This is a genomic window from Bradyrhizobium zhengyangense (genome assembly GCF_022012555.1).
Lineage (GTDB): Bacteria > Pseudomonadota > Alphaproteobacteria > Rhizobiales > Xanthobacteraceae > Bradyrhizobium > Bradyrhizobium zhengyangense.
Window position 1 is genome coordinate 106,401 of sequence record NZ_JAKLTZ010000016.1, and the last position, 21,271, is coordinate 127,671.

Annotated in this window: 26 protein-coding genes; 14 read left to right on the top strand and 12 right to left on the bottom strand. The window is 63.6% G+C overall.

Features of this window, described 5'->3' with window-relative positions:
• Positions 1-30: 30 nt before the first annotated feature.
• Positions 31-1,335 carry an alpha/beta hydrolase gene (locus L6639_RS35665; RefSeq protein WP_237866288.1) on the bottom strand — a complete coding sequence of 435 codons (1,305 nt, stop codon included), beginning with the start codon at positions 1,333-1,335 and terminating at the stop codon, positions 31-33.
• A gap of 367 nt (positions 1,336-1,702) precedes the next feature.
• On the opposite strand from L6639_RS35665, the gene L6639_RS35670 reads away from it, so the two are divergent.
• Positions 1,703-3,067 carry an APC family permease gene (locus L6639_RS35670; protein WP_237866289.1) on the top strand — a complete coding sequence of 455 codons (1,365 nt, stop codon included), beginning with the start codon at positions 1,703-1,705 and terminating at the stop codon, positions 3,065-3,067.
• A 14-nt stretch (positions 3,068-3,081) separates the two neighbouring features.
• On the top strand, positions 3,082-4,284 hold the full coding sequence (locus L6639_RS35675; RefSeq protein ID WP_237866290.1) for a hypothetical protein: 1,203 nt from the start codon (positions 3,082-3,084) through the stop codon (positions 4,282-4,284).
• Here L6639_RS35675 and L6639_RS35680 read toward each other — a convergent pair whose 3' ends face one another.
• Positions 4,285-4,497 carry a hypothetical protein gene (locus L6639_RS35680; protein WP_237866291.1) on the bottom strand — a complete coding sequence of 71 codons (213 nt, stop codon included), beginning with the start codon at positions 4,495-4,497 and terminating at the stop codon, positions 4,285-4,287.
• A gap of 91 nt (positions 4,498-4,588) precedes the next feature.
• Positions 4,589-4,927, bottom strand: coding sequence for a membrane protein insertion efficiency factor YidD (yidD, locus tag L6639_RS35685; RefSeq protein ID WP_237866292.1), 339 nt, complete (start codon positions 4,925-4,927; stop codon positions 4,589-4,591).
• A gap of 230 nt (positions 4,928-5,157) precedes the next feature.
• On the opposite strand from yidD, the gene L6639_RS35690 reads away from it, so the two are divergent.
• A complete protein-coding gene (locus L6639_RS35690) occupies positions 5,158-6,060 on the top strand; it encodes a COG3904 family protein (protein ID WP_237866293.1) in 903 nt (300 codons plus the stop codon).
• 11 nt (positions 6,061-6,071) lie between these two features.
• Here the strand turns inward: L6639_RS35690 and L6639_RS35695 are convergent, their stop codons facing one another.
• Positions 6,072-6,527, bottom strand: a complete 456-nt coding sequence (locus tag L6639_RS35695; RefSeq protein ID WP_237866294.1) for an iron-sulfur cluster assembly scaffold protein — start codon at positions 6,525-6,527, stop codon at positions 6,072-6,074.
• Positions 6,528-6,769: 242 nt separating this feature from the next.
• Here L6639_RS35695 and folE point away from each other — a divergent pair, with 242 nt between their 5' ends.
• From folE to L6639_RS35715, 4 genes are all read left to right on the top strand, one after another.
• Complete coding sequence (folE, locus tag L6639_RS35700) at positions 6,770-7,462, top strand: GTP cyclohydrolase I FolE (protein WP_237866295.1); 693 nt, start codon at positions 6,770-6,772, stop codon at positions 7,460-7,462.
• 27 nt (positions 7,463-7,489) lie between these two features.
• Positions 7,490-7,912, top strand: coding sequence for a phosphoribosyl-AMP cyclohydrolase (gene hisI / locus L6639_RS35705; protein ID WP_237866296.1), 423 nt, complete (start codon positions 7,490-7,492; stop codon positions 7,910-7,912).
• 151 nt (positions 7,913-8,063) lie between these two features.
• Positions 8,064-9,113, top strand: a complete 1,050-nt coding sequence (locus L6639_RS35710; RefSeq protein ID WP_237866297.1) for a lytic transglycosylase domain-containing protein — start codon at positions 8,064-8,066, stop codon at positions 9,111-9,113.
• A 157-nt stretch (positions 9,114-9,270) separates the two neighbouring features.
• A complete protein-coding gene (locus L6639_RS35715) occupies positions 9,271-10,446 on the top strand; it encodes a DUF2336 domain-containing protein (RefSeq protein ID WP_237866298.1) in 1,176 nt (391 codons plus the stop codon).
• A gap of 113 nt (positions 10,447-10,559) precedes the next feature.
• On the opposite strand, the gene L6639_RS35720 is transcribed toward L6639_RS35715, so the two are convergent.
• From L6639_RS35720 to L6639_RS35730, 3 genes are all read right to left on the bottom strand, one after another.
• Positions 10,560-11,138: an Hpt domain-containing protein gene (locus L6639_RS35720; protein ID WP_237866299.1), complete on the bottom strand. Its 579-nt coding sequence runs from the start codon at positions 11,136-11,138 to the stop codon at positions 10,560-10,562.
• Between the two features lie 28 nt (positions 11,139-11,166).
• Complete coding sequence (locus tag L6639_RS35725; protein WP_237866300.1) at positions 11,167-11,712, bottom strand: response regulator; 546 nt, start codon at positions 11,710-11,712, stop codon at positions 11,167-11,169.
• An 87-nt stretch (positions 11,713-11,799) separates the two neighbouring features.
• On the bottom strand, positions 11,800-12,579 hold the full coding sequence (locus tag L6639_RS35730; RefSeq protein ID WP_237866301.1) for an NAD kinase: 780 nt from the start codon (positions 12,577-12,579) through the stop codon (positions 11,800-11,802).
• 253 nt (positions 12,580-12,832) lie between these two features.
• Between L6639_RS35730 and L6639_RS35735 the strand changes: the two genes are divergently transcribed.
• On the top strand, positions 12,833-14,392 hold the full coding sequence (locus L6639_RS35735) for a S10 family peptidase (protein ID WP_377803205.1): 1,560 nt from the start codon (positions 12,833-12,835) through the stop codon (positions 14,390-14,392).
• Here the strand turns inward: L6639_RS35735 and L6639_RS35740 are convergent.
• Together L6639_RS35740 and L6639_RS35745 are read right to left on the bottom strand one after the other, a co-directional pair.
• Positions 14,379-15,767, bottom strand: a complete 1,389-nt coding sequence (locus tag L6639_RS35740) for a serine hydrolase domain-containing protein (RefSeq protein ID WP_237866303.1) — start codon at positions 15,765-15,767, stop codon at positions 14,379-14,381. The genes L6639_RS35735 and L6639_RS35740 overlap by 14 nt on opposite strands.
• Positions 15,768-15,877: 110 nt before the next feature.
• Entirely contained in the window at positions 15,878-16,420 is a 543-nt protein-coding gene (locus L6639_RS35745) for a tetratricopeptide repeat protein (protein WP_237866304.1), read from the bottom strand.
• Between the two features lie 255 nt (positions 16,421-16,675).
• Between L6639_RS35745 and L6639_RS35750 the strand changes: the two genes are divergently transcribed.
• The 4 genes from L6639_RS35750 (at position 16,676) to L6639_RS43360 (ending at position 19,245) form a co-directional block, all read left to right on the top strand.
• Positions 16,676-17,044, top strand: coding sequence for a His-rich protein BRANT (locus tag L6639_RS35750; protein ID WP_237866305.1), 369 nt, complete (start codon positions 16,676-16,678; stop codon positions 17,042-17,044).
• A 287-nt stretch (positions 17,045-17,331) separates the two neighbouring features.
• Positions 17,332-17,766 (top strand): hypothetical protein, encoded by a 435-nt coding sequence (locus tag L6639_RS35755; RefSeq protein ID WP_237866306.1) that lies wholly within the window; start codon positions 17,332-17,334, stop codon positions 17,764-17,766.
• 287 nt (positions 17,767-18,053) lie between these two features.
• The gene (locus L6639_RS35760) at positions 18,054-18,761 is read left to right on the top strand and encodes an outer membrane protein (protein ID WP_237866307.1); all 708 of its coding nucleotides are present in this window, start codon (positions 18,054-18,056) and stop codon (positions 18,759-18,761) included.
• A 241-nt stretch (positions 18,762-19,002) separates the two neighbouring features.
• The gene (locus L6639_RS43360; RefSeq protein WP_333909306.1) at positions 19,003-19,245 is read left to right on the top strand and encodes a hypothetical protein; all 243 of its coding nucleotides are present in this window, start codon (positions 19,003-19,005) and stop codon (positions 19,243-19,245) included.
• A 35-nt stretch (positions 19,246-19,280) separates the two neighbouring features.
• On the opposite strand, the gene L6639_RS35770 is transcribed toward L6639_RS43360, so the two are convergent.
• Entirely contained in the window at positions 19,281-19,535 is a 255-nt protein-coding gene (locus L6639_RS35770) for a hypothetical protein (protein WP_237866309.1), read from the bottom strand.
• A 308-nt stretch (positions 19,536-19,843) separates the two neighbouring features.
• The gene (locus L6639_RS35775; RefSeq protein WP_237866310.1) at positions 19,844-20,239 is read right to left on the bottom strand and encodes a hypothetical protein; all 396 of its coding nucleotides are present in this window, start codon (positions 20,237-20,239) and stop codon (positions 19,844-19,846) included.
• On the opposite strand from L6639_RS35775, the gene L6639_RS35780 reads away from it, so the two are divergent.
• A complete protein-coding gene (locus L6639_RS35780; RefSeq protein WP_237866311.1) occupies positions 20,238-20,513 on the top strand; it encodes a hypothetical protein in 276 nt (91 codons plus the stop codon). The two genes, L6639_RS35775 and L6639_RS35780, sit on opposite strands and share 2 nt — an antisense overlap.
• A 97-nt stretch (positions 20,514-20,610) precedes the next feature.
• Here L6639_RS35780 and L6639_RS35785 read toward each other — a convergent pair whose 3' ends face one another.
• The gene (locus L6639_RS35785) at positions 20,611-20,802 is read right to left on the bottom strand and encodes a hypothetical protein (RefSeq protein WP_237866312.1); all 192 of its coding nucleotides are present in this window, start codon (positions 20,800-20,802) and stop codon (positions 20,611-20,613) included.
• A 118-nt stretch (positions 20,803-20,920) separates the two neighbouring features.
• Between L6639_RS35785 and L6639_RS35790 the strand changes: the two genes are divergently transcribed.
• Complete coding sequence (locus tag L6639_RS35790) at positions 20,921-21,103, top strand: hypothetical protein (RefSeq protein ID WP_237866323.1); 183 nt, start codon at positions 20,921-20,923, stop codon at positions 21,101-21,103.
• Positions 21,104-21,271 lie beyond the last annotated feature (168 nt).

Genomic DNA, 21,271 nt, shown 5'->3' on the forward strand with positions numbered 1-21,271 from the left:
CAGCGCGCCGAAATGCCGGCATGCGCAATATTAGCGGCTCGATGCTGATGAGCTGGTAGCTGCGACGCGCGTCAGCGCCAGCGCCGGCGTTGCCGACATCTTCACCAGAACATCCTTGAGCGGGTATTGCGTCCACGCGCGGTTGACGTAGTCGCGATGGGTGATGCCCTCACCGGTCTCGACGAACACCACGCTGCCGGGACGCAAGGGGCCGTCCATGTCCTCGGAGACACCGATGCCCTTTTGCCTGAGCGCGCTCATCAGCTCGCGGTCGCGCCGCGCCGTGTAGTGCGTGTAGGAGCTGACGAAGAAGCCGGAGCGGTGGCTCTCGATCCAGGACGCGAACTTGTCCATCTCGCCGTAGACCGCATCGAGCAGCACGACGCCGCGGACGCGATCGCTGATGCCGCCGACCTCGAGGCTCCAGGCGGTCGGGAGGAAGCCGCCGCTATAGCCGACGATCACGATCGGCATGTTGGCAAAGGCGCGCGCGCTGTTGGGATCACCGGTCAGCTGCGCAAGGTGGTTCGCCGATTCCTCCATGAAGCGTTTGAGGCCGCCGGGCTGCCAGAATTTTCCGGCGCTGGAATCGGCGGCGTCGACGGCCATCTGCGGCGCGAGCAGCACGGCGTTGGCGCCGGAATCGGTGATCTGCTGCGGCACCAGCTGCCGGTCGCGTACGTCGCGTTCGAGCGTCGCGCCATTACCGTGGAAGAACACCACGATCACGCCAGGCTTGCGCACGTCGAAATGTTCGGGGACGTGCACCAGCACGCGGCTGTCGTTATAGGTTTCGTCCTGCCAGAACACGCGTCCCGAATAGCTTCGATGGCCGCGGCGGTCGCCCTTGGAGATGTTGAGGAACGGCGCGTCGGAGGCGGGGTTGTTGCCGAAATAGGGGAAGGCCGAGGACTTCATGCTGACGAGTGTCGTCAGATCCTGGCGCGGTGGACGCTGATATGGGACCTGCGGCGCGAGCGAGGCAACCTTGTAGGGCGCCTGCTCCGGCTGCTGCTGCACGGCGCGCTTGGGCGAGAAGTCCGACATCTGTCGCTGCAGGAAGCTCTCGCTCGCCGAAGGAAAGCGCTCCTTGAACTGCGGGGCAGGGAAGCGATCCTCGAACGTGTCGCCGCTTGCGACCTGTCGAGTGGCAGCCTGCGGGTTGGTCTTCGCAACGACCTGGACATTGGCCTGCGAGCTTGCGGCGAGTGCTGTCGGGTTCGGCGACTGGCCGCATTGAACCAAGGTGAGCGACAGTGGCACCAAGCCTGAGATCAGGGCGATCCGAAGCGCACGACCGCGCGCCCCGGACGCCTTGGTCCGGTCAGCGCGCATGTCTGCTTTCAATTTCGGAACGGCCCCGACCATCCACCCATGACCCCAAGCATGACCCCAAGTCACGAACCATCGGCAATCATTAAGACAATTGAGCCGACTGGCGTTTAGGCGACGTTAAGTGTCCGGAGAAACTTCCCCACATCCGGAATGACCGAGAAAGACCACGCAATCGTGTCGCGATTGTGGGAGAGGCGGGCGCGTTTGCGCGGGCGACCACGGGTTTATTGGCTCAAAAGGGGCAAAGAAGGTGGCCAATTACCTATTTTGGCCGCCTCATTTAACCCTTGTTAACCCTGCTTGAATTGACTGAGCCAATCTGCACGATGCCTCTCACGGGGCTCGACGCCTGAGGTTAGGGACCCAGATGACGGCATCAGATGCGGGAACTGCGCCCTGGACGGGGCGACTGACCGGCGGCTCCGGGGTTTCCGTTCTGGTCGCGACCGCGATCGTCGTTGCCGACATGATCGGGGTCGGTGTGTTCACCAGCCTCGGCTTCCAGGTCAAGGATATCCCCTCGGGCTTCTCCATCCTCGCGCTCTGGACGGTCGGCGGCATCGTCGCACTGTGCGGGGTATTCTCCTACAGCGAGCTCGGCGCGATGTTTCCGCGCTCGAGCGGCGAGTACAATTTCCTCGGTCGCGCCTATCACCCGGCCTTCGGTTTTCTCGCCGGCTGGGTTTCGGCGACGGTCGGCTTTGCGGCGCCGGTGGCGCTTGCGGCCATGGCCTTCGGCGAATACGCCAAGTCGGTGATACCCGACTTACCGCCGATCCCGCTTGCCATCGGCGTGGTCTGGCTGGTCTCGATCGTGCAATTGACCGGCGTGAGGCATTCGTCGACCTTTCAGTTGATCTCGACCATCCTCAAGGTCGTGCTGATTGTCGCTTTCCTGATAGCCGGCTTCGTCGTCGGGACTCCGCAGCCGATCTCCTTTGCACCGCACGCGGGCGATCTCGCCCATATCGGGAGCGCGCCTTTCGCGATCGGGCTCGTCTTCGTGATGTACTCGTTCTCCGGCTGGAATGCCGCGACCTACATCATCGGCGAGATGAACACGCCGCAGCAGAGTCTGCCGCGCGCGCTGCTTGCCGGCACGCTGATCGTTCTGGTGCTGTATGTCGCGCTCAACGCCGTGTTCCTCTACGCGACACCAATCAGCGCGCTGGCCGGCCAGCTCGATGTCGCAAGCGTCGCCGGCAGCGCCATCTTCGGCGCGCTGGGCGGCCGGATCGTCGGCGCGATGATCTGCGTCGGCTTGATCTCCTCGATCAGTGCGATGATGTGGATCGGCCCGCGCGTGATGATGACGATGGGGGAGGACATTCCGGCGCTGCGCGTGTTCTCGAAGCGATCGGTGAGAGGTGCGCCGGCCTACGCCATCTTGTTTCAGCTCGCGGTCGCCAACCTGCTGCTGTTCACGCGCAGCTTCGAGGCGGTGCTCGACTTCATCCAGTTTGCACTTCTATTCTGCTCGTTCTTCACGGTGGCCGGCGTCATCAAGCTGCGCATCACCGCCCCTGATTTGCCGCGGCCCTACCGCGCCTGGGGATACCCGTTCACGCCGCTCGTTTTCCTGCTCGTGACCGCGTTCATGATGTACTACCTCTTGACCGAGCGGCCCGTGCAGTCGCTGTCGGGCATGCTCGTCATGCTCGCGGGCTTGTTGATTTATGCTGTTTTCCGCAGGCGGCCGGTCGCCGCTGCTACGTCACACAATCGCGAATAGACATGTTTCGACCCATGAGACTTGCGGCCGTCGCCCTTGCCCTTATGGCTGCGGCCATCTCGTCCACGCGTGCGGCCGAGGTGACTTTCGACGACACCGCGCGCTTCCTCGCGGGCATGCAGCCTTCGGCGGATTCGCCGCTGACGGCGTTGACCAAGGACCCGTCCTGGCAGCATCACGCAAAATTCTTCGACGGCGCCTTCGCCCAGCTCGAGCAGCGGCAGTTATCGAAAATCCGGAGCTGGTCCGACGTCAATCTCGCCGCGCCGCGGCCGACGATGTTCTATTTGTTCAGTGGCCCGGATTTCCTCTACGCCAACGCCTTCTATTCCAAGGCCAGCACCTATGTGCTCGGCGCGCTCGAGCCGGTCGGCGCGGTGCCTGATTTGACCAGGCTGTCGCGAGGCTCCGTCGATGCCGCGCTGTACAATGTCGAGCGCTCGCTCGGTTCGATCCTGAGCTTTTCCTTCTTCATCACTAAGCAGATGAAAGTCGACCTGCACACCAATCAGGTCAACGGCACCTTGCCGATCCTCTACGTCTTCCTGGCGCGCTCCGGCAAAACCATCCGCAACGTCGAGATGGTCGCGCTCGACGACAAAGGCGGGGTGCACACAGGCAATGACAATCCTGGGCCGAACGCCACGCGCGGCGTCCGCATCACCTTCGCGGGGGCGGACAGTGAGGCACGCACGCTGTATTATTTCTCGACGGATCTCTCCAATCCTGGTGCTCGCGCCGCAGGCTTCCTGAAATTCTGCGAGACGCTCGGCCCGGGCAACAGCCTTATCAAGAGCGCGTCCTATCTGCTGCACTCCGGCAATTTCACTGTCGCGCGTGACTGGCTGCTCGCCAACAGCGCGACCATCATCCAGGATGATTCCGGCATTCCTCTCGCCAGTTACAATCCGCGGCAATGGCGCTTCTTCCCGTTCGGCCGCTATCTCGGTCCGATCAACGAATTCCCCGGCCGCTATCAGGAGCGTTACGCCGAATTGTTCTCGCGCGCCCAGCCCATCGATTTCGGCGTCGGCTATCGCTGGCGCATGAACGAGTCGAATTTGCTGCTGTCGGTGAAGGTCGCGGGGAGCGATGCGCTGCCTGCCGCGGAGGCGTCCTCGTCCGCCGAGCCGCCGCCGAAGCCGCCGCGTCCGAAGCGGCCGCGTCCCCCCGAGCCAATCCCGCCGCCATCGGGACGATTCTTCTGGTTCCGCTAGCTACCAGTGCACGCTCTGACTCGGCACGATGAATGCTGTCGTGCTTGGCGGCGTTGCAAGGCTCGTTGCCAGATACCAGCCGGAGCCGACGACCAGCACGAGCAAAGCGACCATGGCGATCACGTCGACGGTACGTGGATCGTGATCCCTGGGATTGAAGCCAAGATGTAAACCAGGCCCGAAATGGAAATGATGGCTGATTTTCCAGCGCATTGTTGTTTCCTCCCGTGGGAGCAACACAACAACGCGAGGTGAAAGTTCCGGTTCCACTCAGGGCAGCAATGCGTAAAGCACCGCAGCATACCTACGAAGCGTTGACGCCGCGCCAACGGCCGTAGCGCCATGGTAAATACCAGCGCGCGCTTTGCGGCGCAGTGAGAGGCACGTTGTCGATGCCTGACGTACCGAAGGGATTGCAGCGCAACAGCCGGGCGACTGTCATCCAGCCACCGGCCCAGAGTCCGAAGCGCTCGATGGCTTCGTCGCCGTACACGGAGCAGGTCGGCAGATGTCGGCAGTTGTAGCCGACCAGCGGCGACAGTGTATGCCGGTAGAGCCAAATCAGCGCGCGACCGAATCTGCGCGGCAGCCGCAGTACTTGGGCAGCGGGTACGGAACAATGCTCGCAGGCTGAGTGCTTCATGTGCGATGTGCCGACATCCTGTGCGCGTTAATGCACGGTTCCAGCGCAGGGAACAGGAAGCTGTTGTATGCGCGCCATATTTTGCCTGCTTTCAGGGAGCAGTGCAGCAAGTACCTATGGACGATCTGTATTCCCCCGGATACCATTTTTGTGACGTCCATGTGTAGACTCAATGGAACGTTGGAACGGGGCTTGCCTGATTGCTTTTGGGGCTTGGGGAAGGAACCAGTTTGAGAGTTCTGAAGTCGCTCAACCTTCGTGGTTGGTTGCTGGTGGGAACCGCCGCTTGCGGCATCGTGTTGGCGGGGGCCATCGCGACCTTTGGCTCGCCGGCCAGCGCTGGCGCCTCGCTCGAAGAGCGCAAGCTGCCGATGAAGTTTGGCTGGGTTGCCTGCGAGCCCAATTGCCGCGGCTGGGTCAGCGCGGTCGGTATTATCACTGCAGACACACCAAAGGACTTTGACGACTTCGCCCGCGGCCGGCAGCTCGGGGGCGCCACAGTGGTGCTCGACTCCAGCGGCGGTTCGGTCAACGACGCGATCACGCTTGGCCGGCGTTTCCGCAATCTCGGTCTCCTGACCACCGTCGGCGTCACGCAGCAGAATCGCGGCGAGAAGGGCGCCCGTCCGAGGGTCGCTTCGGAGGCTTATTGTGAATCCATGTGCGTGTTCCTGCTGCTGGCGGGCAAGAAGCGGTATGTGCCTGATGCGGCCCATGTTCGCGTCCATCAGATCTGGATGGGCGATCGCGCCGACGATGCCAAGGCGGCAAGCTACAGCGCGCAGGATTTGATGATCGTGGAACGCGACATCGGCCGGCTCGCCAAATACACCTTCGACATGGGCGGGGCGGGGGACCTGCTGTCGCTCTCGCTGAACGTGCCGCCGTGGGAAGATCTGCATGAGCTCGATGCCTCTGAGCTGAAGCTGACCAATCTCGTGACGACTGACCTGGTGTCCGACGTGCTGCCACATGTGGACGTCACTGCGCCTGCAATGGCGGAGCTTGCGCCAAAGACGCAGGCAAGGTTCGGCGAGGAACCGGAGCCGCAGCCTGCCAAGTCGACCAAGACAGCGGAAGCGCTGGTCCCGACCGGGGGCGTAGCGACGCCGGCCGCGCCGCCGCAGAAGTAAGATCCTCAGCCTCAGGCTTGTACAGTGGCCGGCTGCTTCGCCTTGGCCTCGATCTGACCGATCGCATCGACCACGGCATCGAAGGTGAGGAGCGTGGAGGCGTGACGCGCCTTGTAGTCGCGGACCGGCTCGAGGAATTTAATCTCTTCCCATTTGCCTTCGGGAGGAGCGCCGTTCTCCTTGAGCATCTTGCGAACAGTTTCGCGTAACTCACGGAGTTCGCTCGCAGTCGAGCCGACCACGTGACTTGCCATGATGGATGAAGAGGCCTGTCCCAGCGCGCACGCCTTCACGTCATGCGCGAAGTCGGTGACGGTGTCGCCCTCCATCTTGAGGTCGATCTTCACGGTCGAGCCGCACAGTTTGGAATGGGCGGTGGCGGTGGCATCGGGGTCCGGCAACCGTCCAAGGCGCGGAATATTCCCGGCCAGCTCAATGATCCGCTTGTTATAGATGTCGTTCAGCATGTGATGGAGCCCAACACTTACCTGCCGGATCGGCCTTGGCGGGCGCGGTCCAGGGTCCTATATAGGGGCGGAACTGACGGAAAAACAGTCCGGCGGTGCGTCGGCGGTGATCCAGATTTGCGCGGCCGGCGTTGTCGGCAAGTGGCCTTTTTCGTCAAAACTGTTCTCTTCAGGCGTCCGGCGGCTTGTCCGCCCCGTCTGCCGGTGACACTCCGGCTGCAAGGCCGTCGAACGGAGTAGACATGGACGCAACGATCAAATCCATCCGCCCGAATAAGCCTTCCGACCGGCAGCCCGAGAGCCGTCCGGCCGAGCTTGATCCTGCCGAATTCCTCGCTGCCGCCGTCCGCGCCGACCAGCCGCGCCCCGCGCGCGCCGAGGCGGAAGCGGCTGTGAAGACGCTGCTCGCCTATATCGGCGAGAATACCGACCGCGAGGGCCTGCTCGACACGCCGCGCCGCGTGGTCGAGGCCTTCGACGAGCTCTATCAGGGCTATCACCAGTGCCCGGCCGAGGTGCTCGACCGGACCTTCGGCGAGACCGCCGGCTATGACGATTTCGTGCTGGTGCGGGACATTGAGTTCACCTCGCAGTGCGAGCATCACATGATGCCGTTCTACGGCAAGGCGCACATTGCCTATACGCCGGTGGAGCGCGTCGTCGGACTGTCCAAGCTTGCCCGCCTGACCGACATCTTCGCCCGCCGCCTCCAGACCCAGGAGCATTTGACGGCGCAGATCGCTGCCGCGATCGACGAGATTCTGAAGCCGCGCGGCGTTGCCGTCCTGATCGAGGCCGAGCACACCTGCATGTCGGTGCGTGGCGTCGCCAAGCATGGCGCCTCGACCTTCACCAGCCGCTACACCGGCATGTTCCGCGATAATCCGGCGGAGCAGGCCCGATTCCTGTCCATGGTGCGAGGCCTGACGCGCTGACCTCGCGATTAACTGGCGAGATCCGTCGTGTCCGCTCACTCCCATGAGATCGAGGAAGGCCTGGCCTTCCTCCCCAAATTCGATGCGAACGGCCTCGTGACTTGCGTGGCGACAGATGTCGCCACCGGTGACGTGCTCATGGTCGCGCACATGAACGATGAGGCGTTGCGCAAGACCATTGCCACTGGCGAAGCCTGGTACTTCAGCCGTTCGCGCAATGCCTTGTGGCGAAAAGGTGAGACCTCGGGTCAGACCCAGCGCGTGGTCGAGATTCGCACCGATTGCGACCAGGATGCGGTTTGGATTCGCGTCGAGCAGATCGGTGCGGCCTGTCACACGGGCCGCCGGTCCTGCTTCTACCGCAAGGTCGAGGCCGAGGGCCGGGGCGCAAAGCTGGTGTTCGTCGATGCGGACAGGCTGTTCGATCCGAACGCGGTCTACAAGAAATAGCCGCCGTCATTCCGGGGCGCACCGAAGGTGTGAACCAGGAATCTCAAGATTCCGGGTTCATCGCGGTGCGATGCCCCCGGAATGACGGTAGTCCCGGAATTAACCGCGCATTAACCATAACTGTCCAGGGTGGGACGATCAGGCGTCCGAATTGCCGGCGCCGCTCAACGCCACGCGGGCCGGGCACCCCATCATGTCGGTCGACAATTCCAGTGCCACGCAGACGGCCGCGACCGATGGCTTGAAGCGCGTCGCTGGCGCGATCAAGCAGGGCTCGAACCAGACCGGCGTCAGCTTCGAATACCTGCTGACGACCGCCAAGATGGAATCGGATTTCGATCCATCGGCTGGCGCCACCACGTCGTCTGCCCACGGCCTCTATCAGTTCATCGACCAGACTTGGCTCGGTACGGTGAAAGAGGCGGGTCCTCAGCTCGGCTATGGCAACTATGCCGACGCCATTACCAAGACTTCGTCGGGCAGCTACACCGTCGACGATCCCTTCATGAAGCGCTCGATCATGAAGTTGCGCGACGATCCGCAGGCTGCATCCAGCATGGCGGCGGCGCTGACGCAGTCCAACAGCTTCAAGCTCACTGGTCTGCTCGGCCGCAGGCCGTCCGACAGCGAGCTCTACATGGCGCATTTCATGGGTGTCGGCGGCGCGGCGAAGCTGATCGCCAATGCCGAGGACAATCCCCAAGCCGTCGGTGCGCGGCTGTTTCCGAATGCCGCATCCGCCAACCGTTCGATCTTCTACGCCAAGGATGGTCGCGCCCGCAGCGTCTCTGAAGTCTATTCGGTGCTGAACGCGCGTTACGCCAGCGCGTCGAACGCGAAATCGACGCGCACTGCGATGGCGATGTATGGCGACACGCCATCGACCACGCAGGTCGCCGCCGCCAACGGCGTGCAGCCGACGGTCAACAGCGCCGCGTATCTCCAGACCTTTCCGGAGACACGTGGCGTGACACCGGTGAGCGCAACATCGTCAGCCACGGTCGCCGACAACACGCCGGTCGCGCCAGCTTTCCGCTCGATCTATCAGCCTGGCGATGCGACACAGCCGGTCTCGACGACGGTGCAAAAATTGTGGGGTAACAACGCCTCGCTCACGTCAGTCGCCTCGGCGACGCCCGACGTGCGCCCGCCGCAGCCGCTCGATCTCTTCAGCGATCGCAGCGGCACATACTCGAGCTAGCACGCGGCCGCGCCGTCGGGCTCATCCCAGCCCTTAACAAATCATCAATAAAACCAGCCAGTTATGGTGAACGCTTTGTTAAGCGTCGTGGTTTATTTTGTGTTGCAGGTGACATCCAGTCACTGCCCGTTTTTTCGTTGCGTAAGCCGGAAGCAGCATGATTGTTCGGCAGTTCATCAATTGGATCAGGACCGCGCCCGCCGGTGAGCGGGCGGAGGCAACGCGGGCCTTGGCCCGGGCCTGGCTGATCTCAGACCTTTCTCATGACGACCGCGTCGCCGCTGAAGGCGCGCTCCTGATGCTGCTCGACGATCCCTCGCCGCTGGTGCGGCAGGCGATGGCCGAGGCGTTCGCACGCAGCACGGATGCGCCGGCGTCGATCGTGCGGGCGCTGTCGGCGGACCAGCCGACCGTGGCGTTGCCCGTGCTCGAACATTCGCCGCTGCTGATCGATGCGGATCTCGTCGACATCGTCGCGACCGGCAATGACGAGGTGCAATGCGCGGTCGCGCGCCGCATCGCGCTGCCGGTCTCGGTCTGCGCTGCTATCGCCGAGGTCGGCTGCGCGGCTGCGGCCCTCGAGCTGATCGAAAATCCCCATGCCGAGCTCGCCCCGTTCTCCTGGACGCGCATCGTCGAACGTCACGGCCATCTCGCCGCGATCCGCGAGGCGATGCTGGTGCTGGACGATATTCCGGCCGCAACGCGCGCCGCGCTGGTGGCAAAACTCTCCGAGACGCTGGCCCAGTTCGTCGTCGCGCGCAACTGGCTGAGCCCCGACCGCGCCGAGCGCGTGACGATCGAGGCGCGCGACCGCTCCACCATCAACATCGCGGCGCGCTCGCGCGGCGACGACATGCAGGGCCTGGTGAAGCATCTGCGCGTCACCGGCCAGCTCACCGCGGGCCTGATCCTGCGCGCGCTGCTGTCGAGCAATCTCGACCTGTTTGATGCGGCGCTGGCCGAGCTCGCCGATCTGCCGCTGGCGCGCGTCTCGGCTCTGCTGCACGATCGCGGCGGCAACAGCCTGCATGCGCTGCTCCGCCGCGCCGGATTGCCCGAGGCGACCTTCGCCGCGTTCCAGGTTGCGCTCGATGCCTGCCACGAGCAGGGCTATGTCGATACCGACGATACCGCGGCGCGCTTGCGCCGTCGCATGGTCGAGCGCGTGCTCACCCATTGTGAGAGCGATCGCGGTGCCACCGAGCCGCTGATGGTCCTGCTCCGCCGCTTCGCCACGGAGTCGGCGCGCGAGGAGGCGCGGTTGTTCTGCGACGAGCTGGTCGCGGAGGACACGATTGATCCGATCTATGACGACCTGATTGCGGCGTAGTCAGGTCAGTCAGTCCTCGAGATCCGTCATTGCGAGCGCAGCGAAGCGATCCAGACTGTCCCCACGGAGGGATTTCTGGATTGCTTCGCTGCGCTCGCAATGACGAGAGAGTGCTACTCCGCCGGCACGATACTCGGCGCCAGGATCACCTCGAGATGCTCGGGGCGGTCGCGATTGACGTCGGCGAGATAGTCGTCGGCGACCTTGCGCAGACGGCGGCTGAGCTCGGCGGAGACGCTGATGCTGTCGAGCTTGGTGTTCTCGTGCACGATGGCGAGGATGGCATTGATATGGTGCGTGAACAGCTCGGCCGGCACCTTCTCGAGATCCGGGGCATGCTCGATGATGCGGCACAGGCTCTCGGCAACGCCCGCCGCGGCCGGAAAACCGAACGTCGCAGCGTCGCCCTTGATGTCGTGCGCCGCGTGGAACAGCTCGTCGCGCCGTTCCTTGGTGAAGCCATCGTTACGGATGGCGACGTAGGCGGTCGAGAGCCGGTTGACCTCGGTTGTCATCCAGCTCTTGAACTCACCGGATAGACCGGCCAGCGCCTGCTCCGCGCGGCCGATCGGATCGTCCAGGTCCTTTTCCTCGACCCGGCGCAATACCTTGCGCAGCGGATTGGGCTGCGTGATCACGTGATGCGTGGCGAAGGCCTTGACCTCGATGTCCTTTGCGCTGTTCTTCGCCATGATGCCTGCCTTGCCTGATGACGTTGCGCTAGATGGTGGAGCGAGCCTTGTCGAGCAGTGAGGGCTGCTGAAGCACCTCGTGCTTTTCGCCGACGCGGCGCTCCGGACCCATATAGGCGGAATTGGTGTTGCGGCGCCGGTCGGGGCCGAAATAGGTCTTGGTCTTGATGAAGGGCCGGGGGCTGGCGACCACGTTGAGGATGCGCTGGTAGAGGCCCTTGGCCGAGATCGGCTTGGCGAGGAATTCGGTGACGCCGGCATCGCGCGCGACGGTGACGCGACGCTTTTCGGAATGCCCAGTCAGCATGATGATCGGTGCATAGGGATTGCCCTTGGAATCCGGCTGCCGGATCATCTGCGCGAGCTCGAGCCCGTCGAAGATCGGCATCGCCCAGTCGGTAATGACGATGTCGGGCACGTAGTGGCTGTACATTTCGAGCGCAGTGGCGCCGTCCTCGGCCTCATAGACCTCGCGTGCGCCAAACGAATGCAGCAGCGTCCGCAGGATGCGGCGCATGTGCGGATTGTCGTCGCAGACGAGGAAGCGCAGTTTGTTGAAATCGATGCGGAACATGACGCCCGGGCCAAAGCGGTCAACCTTCGTTAACCATATCGCGCCGGGAGTTAATGAAGCGTTGCCGCCTGGCGCCCCGGCAGGGGCTCAATTGCCGAACTGCTCCCGCAGAATTCGCTCCTCCAGGCTGTGGCCGGGGTCGAACAGCATGCGCATCGAGATGGTCTTGTCGGACAGGATCTCGACGCGCCGGACCCTGCGCACCTCCTCGTGGTCGGCGACCGCCGCGACTGGGCGCTTGTCGTCTTCCAGCACCTCGATCACGACATAGGCGGTGTTGGGGAGCAGGGCGCCGCGCCAGCGCCGCGGCCGGAAGGCGCTGATCGGCGTCAGTGCCAGCAGCGCCGCGTTGATCGGCAGGATCGGACCTTGGGCCGACAGGTTGTAGGCCGTCGAGCCCGCCGGCGTCGCAACGATGATGCCGTCTGCGATCAGCTCGGGCATGCGCTCGCGCTCGTCAATCAGGATCCGCAGGCGTGCCGCCTGGGAGGTCTGCCGGAACAGGTAGACCTCGTTGATGGCGTGGTGCAGGTGGACGCGGTCGCTGACGTCGGTCGCGCGCATCAGCAGCGGATTGATCTCGGATTCATGCGCCGCCTCGAGCCGCGCGCGCAGATCGTGCGTCGAGTACTCGTTCATCAGGAAGCCGACCGTGCCGCGATGCATGCCGTAGATCGGCTTGCCCGAGCGCATGTGGTGGTGCAGCGTCTGAAGCATCAGCCCATCGCCGCCAAGCGCGACCACGACGTCGGCCTCGTGAGGATCGCAATTGCCGTATTGCGCCGTAAGCTGGTGGAAGGCGGCCTCTGCCTCGCTGCTTGGGCTGGCGACGAAGGCGATCCGTTCGTATCGCGATGGCTTGGTCATGGCTTCCAGGTAGGTGCCGCTGGCTCGAGAAAGGTCCGCCGAGGTCGTCTATACGACCTTGGCCTGTATTGTCGAGGATGACCGGCCAGCAAGGCAAACGCGGGGCCGGCCAGGCGTCTCGTTTGAGGGTAAAAGCCGGGTTCATCGGCCCTGGAACGCGAATCCAGGGGCTCCGATCCCCCAAACCGTCGCAATTGGCGGCTACTTCTGAGATTGGGAAGCCGCGAGCGGGGCAGGGAGAACAATCATGTTGATGAGCTTGCCGATGCATCGCCGTGCGGGGCTGGTGCTTGCGGTCGTTGCTTTCGCGCTCGTGGGCGCGGCACGGGCGGACGATCCGCCTCAGCCTCGCAACGAGGCGGCAACGCCCGCCGGACAGAAGGCCGGTCGCGGCGGCAATGCACAAAATGCGGGGCAGGCTTCGCCAGCGGCTTCCGATCGTCGCCTTCCTGACGACTCGACCACCAAACAGACCCTCGATCTGCCAGGCCGAACGCTCAACTTCGCCGCGACCGCCGGCTCGATCCGGGTGTTCAATGAGAAGCGCGAGCCGCTCGCCGACATCGCCACCACGTCCTACGAGCTCGACGGCGCCGACCGCGCCACGCGGCCGGTGACATTCCTCTTCAACGGCGGGCCCGGCGCATCCTCGGCGTGGCTTCAGTTCGGCGCGGTCGGGCCATGGCGGCTGCCGCTTGATGGCGAGGGGCTGTCGCCGTCGGCCTCGCCCGAGCTGAAGCCGAACGCGGAGACCTGGCTCGACTTTACTGATCTCGTCTTCATCGATCCTGTCGGTACCGGCTACAGCCGTGTCATCGCGAATGATGAGGATGCGCGCAAGCGGTTCTACTCGGTCGACGGGGATGTCAACTCGATCGCGCTCGTCATTCGCCGCTGGCTCGAAAAGCACAACCGGCTGACCTCGCCGAAATATGTCGCGGGCGAGAGCTATGGCGGTATTCGTGGGCCGAAGGTCGTGCGCCAGTTGCAAATTCAGCACGGCGTGGGCGTCAGAGGCTTGATCCTTGTGTCACCACTCCTGGATTTCCGCGAGTTCACCGGCACGAGCCTCCTGCAATATGTCGCGAGCCTGCCGAGCTACGTGGCGGTGGCGCGCGAAGCCAAGGGACCGGTCAAGCGCGCTGATCTCGCCGACGTGGAGGCCTACGCACGCGGCGAATTTCTGGCTGATCTCGTCAAGGGCGAGGCGGACAAGGAAGCCACCAATCGCCTCGCCGACAAGGTTGCCGAACTCACCGGCATCGACCAGGCAGTAAGCCGCAGGCTCGCCGGCCGCTTCGATGTCGGCGAATTCCGTCGCGAACTCGATCGCAAGAACGGCATGGTGACCGGACGCTACGACGGCTCGGTGCGTGGTCTCGATCCCTATCCGGATTCGAGCAACTCGCGCTTTGGCGACCCCTCCGGCGATGCGCTTCAGGCGCCGCTGACGAGCGCGGCGGTCGATGTGCTCACGCGAAAGCTCAACTGGCGGCCGGACGGCTCTTATGAAGTCCTCAACGGCGCCGTCGAGCACAATTGGGACTTTGGTGGCGGCATCAACCCGCCGCAATCGATCTCGGAGCTGCGCCAGATACTCGCCACGGATGCGAAGCTGAACGTACTGGTCGCGCACGGTCTGTTTGATCTCGCGACGCCCTATTTCGGCACGCAGCGGGCGCTCGACCAGCTGCCGGCGTTTGCGACGTCGCGGGTAAAGTTCGTCGTCTATCCGGGCGGCCACATGTTCTATTCGCGTGATGGCTCGCGGCAGGCGCTGCGGAGTGAGGTCGAGGCGCTTATTCGGGAGTAGGCCTGCGCTTTCGCGGCGGATAGCGCCGCGCGATCTCCGGTGCAACGACCGCCGCTGGCTTGACGTTGGCGCCGGCGATCCAGATGTCGCTGACCTTGCCGCGCTTGTCGCGGACGCGGCGCACCGGCTCACCGTGGCTGGAATAGCCGGCCGCCCACACGAGCTTGCCGGTATCGCGGCCGGTGACTTCGATCTCGCCAGCGTCCATGAAGGGATTGTTGAACTGCGGGTTGGCGATCAGCACGCGGTTGCCGGCGGGCACGAAGTCTGTCGCGCCCCAGATCGTCCACCAACGGCCGGTCCAGTCGCGCACGCGTCGATCGGGTGCGCCGCGGCTCTTGAAAACGCGCAGGATCTGCATCGCGCCGTCCATCCAGAACGGTGCGGCGCCGTCGATGGAGTTGCTGAGGATGCTGATCGCGAGCTCGCATCCGGGAATTGAGCAGGTCCGCGAGATATAGCCTTGGAAGCCACCGCCGTGGCCGAACCAGTCCCAGCCGTCGGTCTTGCCGGCGTTGACGCCGAGGCCGTAATAGGCCTCGAAGCTTTGCGGGACGCGCCAATGATGCCGCGTCATCTCGCGGCGGCTCGCGACCGACAGAACGCTCTTCTTCGCATTGGGGGCAAGCTGGGCAAAGAATCGCGCGGTGTCCGCCGCGGTGGCAACGAAGCCTGCGGCGGATGCCATCGCATGGGCGGGATTGTCGCCTGGGATCACGCAACGCTCGCCGAGCGGCAGCTTGCGCGTATGGCCGCGCGCGAATTGCGCGCCCCTGGGAAGCGGCGCGTTCGGCTCGGTCTCGCGCAGACCCGCGGGTTCGATGATCTCGCGCTTGATCCAGGCGGAGTAGGGCTCCTTTGTCACCGCTTCGATGACGAGGCCCATCATGGCAAAGCCGTGGTTTGAATATTTGAAACGCGTGCCTGGTTCGATCGCGGTCGGCTGCTTCAGCTCGGCGAGCAGCTCATTCGCATTGAGGTAGGGTCGGCTGTCGATGAACTGGCCGGAATCGACGCCGTCGCGCGTCAGCCCGGCGCTGTGCGAAAGCACCTGTGCAATCGTCGTCTCGGCGACGCGCGGATTAAGGCCGCTGACGTACTGCCCGACGGGATCGTCGAGCCGGAGCCTGCGCTGCTCGCGCAGCTTCATGATGCCGGCCGACGTGAAGCTCTTGGAGTGCGAGGCGATGCGGAAGCGATGGCGCGGTGTGAGCTTCTCGCCGGTGTCGAGATTGGCAAGCCCAAATGCATGTTCGGCGACGACCTCGCCGCGATGGACGAAGGCGAGCAAGACGCCCGGCTGCTGGAAGGTCGTCTGCTGGAATTCGATCCAGGAGCCGATGTAGTCGATCGCGGATCGCAGCCACGTGTCCATTGCGTTACCAATTTGCGAGGGGGATGGGTGTGCGAAAGCTAGCCGAGAAAGCAGAACGGGCACAACCCGCAAAGGTCGTGCCCGTTCGCGTCATCAGAAGATGCGATATCTCAGTAGACGAGCGTCGCGCCGGTCGGCTTGTCGAGTGCGGCAGCCAGCGAGCGATACTCGGAGCTGTCGGTGCCGGCGAGGGAGGCGATCTTGTTCAGGTGATACTGTGCCTGTTCGCGGTTGCCCTGCTCGAGCTGCCAGAGGCCGTAATACTGCCAGGTGCGGACGTGGTTGGGATCGTCCTTCAACGCGATCTCGTAGTAGGCCTTCGACGATTGGTAGTCGCCGAGCTTGCGATAGGAGTAGCCGATCAGATTGGCGACGTCGGCGACGTCGTCACGCTTGAGCTGCTTCAGCTGGCCGATCGCGTCCGAATAGTCGTGCTTGTCGTAGATCGTGGTGTACGCGGTCCGGTAGGCCGCGAGGAATTTCGGATCGCTGACGGAAGAGCTCTTCTTCTTGCCCTTCTTGGTCGAGGTATCGGACTTTGGCGGCGAGGAGGGCTCGTCACTGCCGGCGGCATAGGCGCTGGTCAGAGCCGGTCCGGCCGCCAAGGTCATGGCGACAAGTCCCGGCACAAGAAGCGTTGACAGTCTGCGCATCTAAGTTCTCCCGAATGGAACGTGGCGATCCTACACGATTGCCCAAAGACCGGAACACCCGGCCTCCAAAAACATTCCCGGCCGTCTCCGGCCCTCGGCCTTCCCAAGGCGAAGATAACAAACTTGTCATCCAGATGAACAGAAGCCTGCCACGCGCTTCAGAACGGGTTCAGCGCGGGGCATCTAGGCTCTCCCCCATGATCGAAGAGTTGGCGAGAGGGCGCCGCCTCAAGATCCTTCCAAGAGGAGACAACGATGTTGAAGACCATTTCCGCAGCCTTGCTCGCAGCTTCCGTCATCGCCGCCCCGGCCTTCGCCAAGGATGCGGCCAAGACCACCACGACCGCCCCGGTGATCAAGGCGGATCAGACCCAGAGCAAGGTCTCGACCACCGCTGCCAGGCCCGACGCCGGCGTCAAGGCTGATGCCAAGACCGCCGACATCAAGTCGCCTGCCAAGGTCGATACCAAGACCAAGGCGATGAACGCCAATGCAGCAGTCACGCCGGACGAGCACAAGACCGTGCGGACGCATCGTCATCACCACAAGCATCTGTCGGCCAAGGAGTCGCTGAAGACGCAGTCGGGCCTCACCAAGCCGGTGACCGCCGAGAAGCGCAGCTAACGACTGATCCCGCGCGGCGGCATCCCTGGATTGCCCTGCCGCCGCGTGTGGAGTTCAGGCCCGGCTCGCTCGTCACGCCCGCGCGCAAGCGCGAGGCCTGGCGGCGGGCCGGTGCGCCGTTTTGCGAATCTCGAAAACAACCCCATGCACAGTAGACGACGGCAGATGACACCAACCTGCGGATTTTGCGAATCCGTTTGACTCGTCGGGCAAAACATCTCTAGACATGCATCATTGCACCCTTGGGGCTGGCACGCTCCAGGTCGATTGAGCGACGAGCGTGAATTGTGAGCCGATTGGCGAAACGTGCGGCGAGGCTGACGTTGATCCTGGTGCTGCCCCTGGCGCTCGCGGCCTGTTTCGGCAGCGAGGGTGACCGTCCGTCCCTGATGGAAGGGGCCCAGGCCGGCGGCCCGCAGCCGTTTCCCGACAATTTTCGCGGTGACGCGCTCGCTCTGATTCACGCCTATCTCAACAATCCTGTCGGAGTGCGCGACGCCAGCATGGCGGATCCGGTGCTGCGTGAGATCGGCGGACGGCAATTCTACATCAGCTGCCTGCACTTCACGCCGCGGGAGACCGATGGCAGCTACAAGGCCATGCGTGAGCGCGCCGTCGTCTACGTCAATGGCCGGGCGGACCGTGTCGTCGATCGCGCGAGCGAGCTCTGCGCCGGTGCGGTTTATGCGCCCTTTCCAGAACTGGAAAAGATGACGCGGTAGCGCAAAGTCCGTCTTCATCGCGGACTGCTAGGACAAAAGCTGCCGGAGCCGCTGGATCACTTTTTGGCGAGGTTTGAACGAGGCGGTTTTGCCTTGCGACAAATCGTTACGGCGGAACATGCGCGGGCGACAGAATCTGTCGGCGCAAGCGTCCGTGACGGAACAAAATCGCGATGTTGCCGCCCCGTCACAGTAACGAACGATCAACGTTCCGGCATCGCCGCGAAGCAACCTAATTCGCGCCACGTTGTTTCCAGAGTGTCGAATTTGAAAGAACGGGGATGATCATGAAGACGATTTTGCTGGGCGCAGCAGCTCTGCTGGCGTTGGCCGCACCGGCGGCCGCGGCCGACATGCAGGCGCGCACCTACACGAAAGCGCCGGCCTATACGCCGCCGCAGGTGATCTACAACTGGACCGGCTTCTACATCGGCGGCCATGTCGGCGGCGCCTTCGCAGGCGACACGACCTTCCAGTCCAGCAACGCCCGTTTCATGGGTGGCGTGCAGGGCGGCTTCGACTACCAGTTCGCGCCCAATTGGGTCGTGGGTATCGAGGCCCAGTATTCCTGGCTGCCGACCAACAACAACGGGGTCACGTTCCCGCTGGGGACGCAGGTGACATCGAACACGGACCAGATCGGGTCGGTGACCGGCCGCCTCGGCTACACTTGGGGCCCGGCGCTGCTTTACGCCAAGGGCGGTTACGCCTGGCGCAATGGCGGCCTCGGCGTCAACGTCGCCGGCGTGCCGCAGACCTTCACCGCCAGCGGCAACAGCAAGGACGGCTACACCGTCGGCGCCGGCCTCGAATACATGTTCGCGCCGAACTGGTCGGCCAAGGCCGAATACCAGTACTATAATTTCGGCAGCACCACGATCACCTCCGGCCCGGCCGACGTCGTCGGCGTCCGCGGCCGAGACGATGAGCATACCGTCAAGGTCGGTGTGAACTATCGCTTCGGCTGGGGTGGGCCGGCGGCCTCGCGCTACTGAGCCGCCCAAGGCGAGCACCAGCACGATCTGACAAAGGCCGGCTCCCGCCGGCCTTTCGTTTTGCCCGCCCTGTTTTCATTGCGTGAACCATCTGGCGCGTCATTTGCAAGCAAACAGTCTGGCGCGCGGTTTCTCATGCGTGTCACGGGGATCGGGTAAAGCAAAAATAATTATTGCGACTTACGGAACTCGCGCTCCGGTACGCGTATTAGGGGATTACCGGGCTGGTGGGATGACGAACATGCGTATCTTGGCGTCACTGGTGGTTGTCGCGTTCTTCGCCGCGGTCCCGTGCTCTGCCCAAACAATCCTCAAATCCGAGCCTTTGATGTTGGCACCTTACGAGGTTGCCTTCGTGAAGGACGCGTCCTGCCCGTCCGGCAAGGTGCTGAAGGTTACCGGAGCTATCCGCGGGCTGCACCGCCGCAAGGCCTGCGTCGCGCTTGCCGGTGAGCAGGCTTCGCTCGCGATCGCGACGCCTTGAAGCGCGCCTTGCCCTGAAACCCTATTGGCCGGACCTCACGAGTTGAGCTGAAGCTCCATCCTGGATTCCCGCTCGGCGTCCGCCTTGTTCTGGGCGGGGTCCTCGCCTTGGGCTGCACGGCAGGATCGGATCTCGTAATCATTGTCGAGCACCCGGCGCGGACCTTGCCGCTCGTCGTCGGTACCGATGTCCACGACCAGCCCGCTCCGTTGCGCAAGCTTCCAGACGTCGGCTTCATCGGGATAGGCTTTGCTGATCTGGCTGTCGTTACAGAACAGGGCGTAGGGCATGCTTCCCGCTCCCGGAAAGCGCGTTAACGGCTTCACAGGCCGAGCGGTTCCGGGTTGATCACGGGGCCGTGATCGTTGCCGGGTTGAGGGAGCCGGATGGCCGGTCCTGAGTCCTTAACGAGTCCTGAATCCCCACAAAAAGAAACCTTGGGACTCATTTGGCGGAATCAGCGGATGTTTCCGTCCATGACGACCGACCTCAAAACCTGCTGTGGGCACATGCTCCTGCCGCTGACGCTGGCACTGGTCGGCGCCTGCGCAGCCAATCTCTGGCTGGTGTGGTCCTGGTTGTAGGCGGGCGGTCGGCCCTACTTCCGAGCCGGCGGGCTCGCGTCGGCATCCCGGATGGCGGCGCGTAATTTGGTCAGTGTCGCCGCACAATATTCCTCACGCTCGCGCTCGAACCGCTCCTGATGCTTCCTGAAATTGGCGATGCGGGTCTGCATCTCACTGCGGAAGTCGCCAGCCATTCGCGGTGGGGATGAGGGCAAGGGCTGGGGCGTCGGCGCGATCTGCGGCGGCGGTTCGGACTGCGCCTGTTCGAGCGCCACGGTCACGGCCCGTACGGAGACGATCTCCGCGGTCAGGACCGGAGGAGCCGTAGCGGTATCCGGCTGACGGAAATCGTCCTTCTTGCCGGCAACCGATTGCACGAAGGCCAGCGTCTGCGCGATCAGAGCGTCGCGCTCCCTGATCCACTTCATGATCCACCACCCTGTTCAAGCTATTCCACCAAAGCCGGGGCGCCGAATCAAGAAGGTTGCATGCAAGGGGATTGCATATTTTTCCCGGTCGCCCGACATTGTCCAGATGGATTCCAGGGCCGACCTGTCGGACGAGGTGCAGGGCTTGCGCCTTGTCCGCGCCTTCCTGTCACTGCCGCCCGAGAAACGGGCGGAGGTGATGGCGTTCGTCGAGGATTTGGTGCGCGCCCATACCCAACCAGATGACGGTCGCGAGGTTTCGCCGGATCGTTAAAGCGCGATGGGATTGGCTTTAATGGTCGTCGCGCTTTAGCTCTTTGTTTGAGCATGATCTTCTCGGAAAACCGCTTCACACTTTTCAGGATCATGCTCTAGCGCTGGCGCGGATTGACATTCGGCACGAAGGGGGCGCCGATCACCCGGATGGATGTCGGGTTTGCGTTCTCGATCGGTCTGCTGTCTGCGACCTGCTTCTCAGGAGCCTGACCAAACACCGGCGCGAGTATCGCGAGTCCGCCTGCCACGACTCCGCAGCACAGCGCGACCGTCGTTAGCAGCACCATATTTCGATCGTCTTCTCTGATCCGCATGAGACGAAAACAAACGGGCCCCTCGGTTGGTTCCGTGGGGCGATGAGAGTCGGCTGCCCGACGAGCGAGCAAAGCTTTTCACGAAGCTGACGTGCGACCGGTCGAATGGGTATTCCTCCGCAAGATTGTGCGCGCCATTTTGTGTCAGCGCGGCGCGGCGGAGACCGGTTCGGCCTCCTCGCAAGTGCTCGCGACTGCGAAGATGCTGGCGACTGACAGCACCCGCTTGAAGGACGAAGTCGGCAAATTCCTGCGGACGGTGCGCGCGGCCTGATCCCGCGCGACGTCCACGGTCCGGCGGCCTTGCGCCGCCGGCAGGTCGCAGATCCTATTGCAGCAAGAGCGCCATCGTGATCGCGAACAGGAAGAGCGTCGCGACGATGGCCGCGACGGCTCCGGCGATGATTTTGGCGTTTTCGCGGTTCGTATAAGAGGACATGCG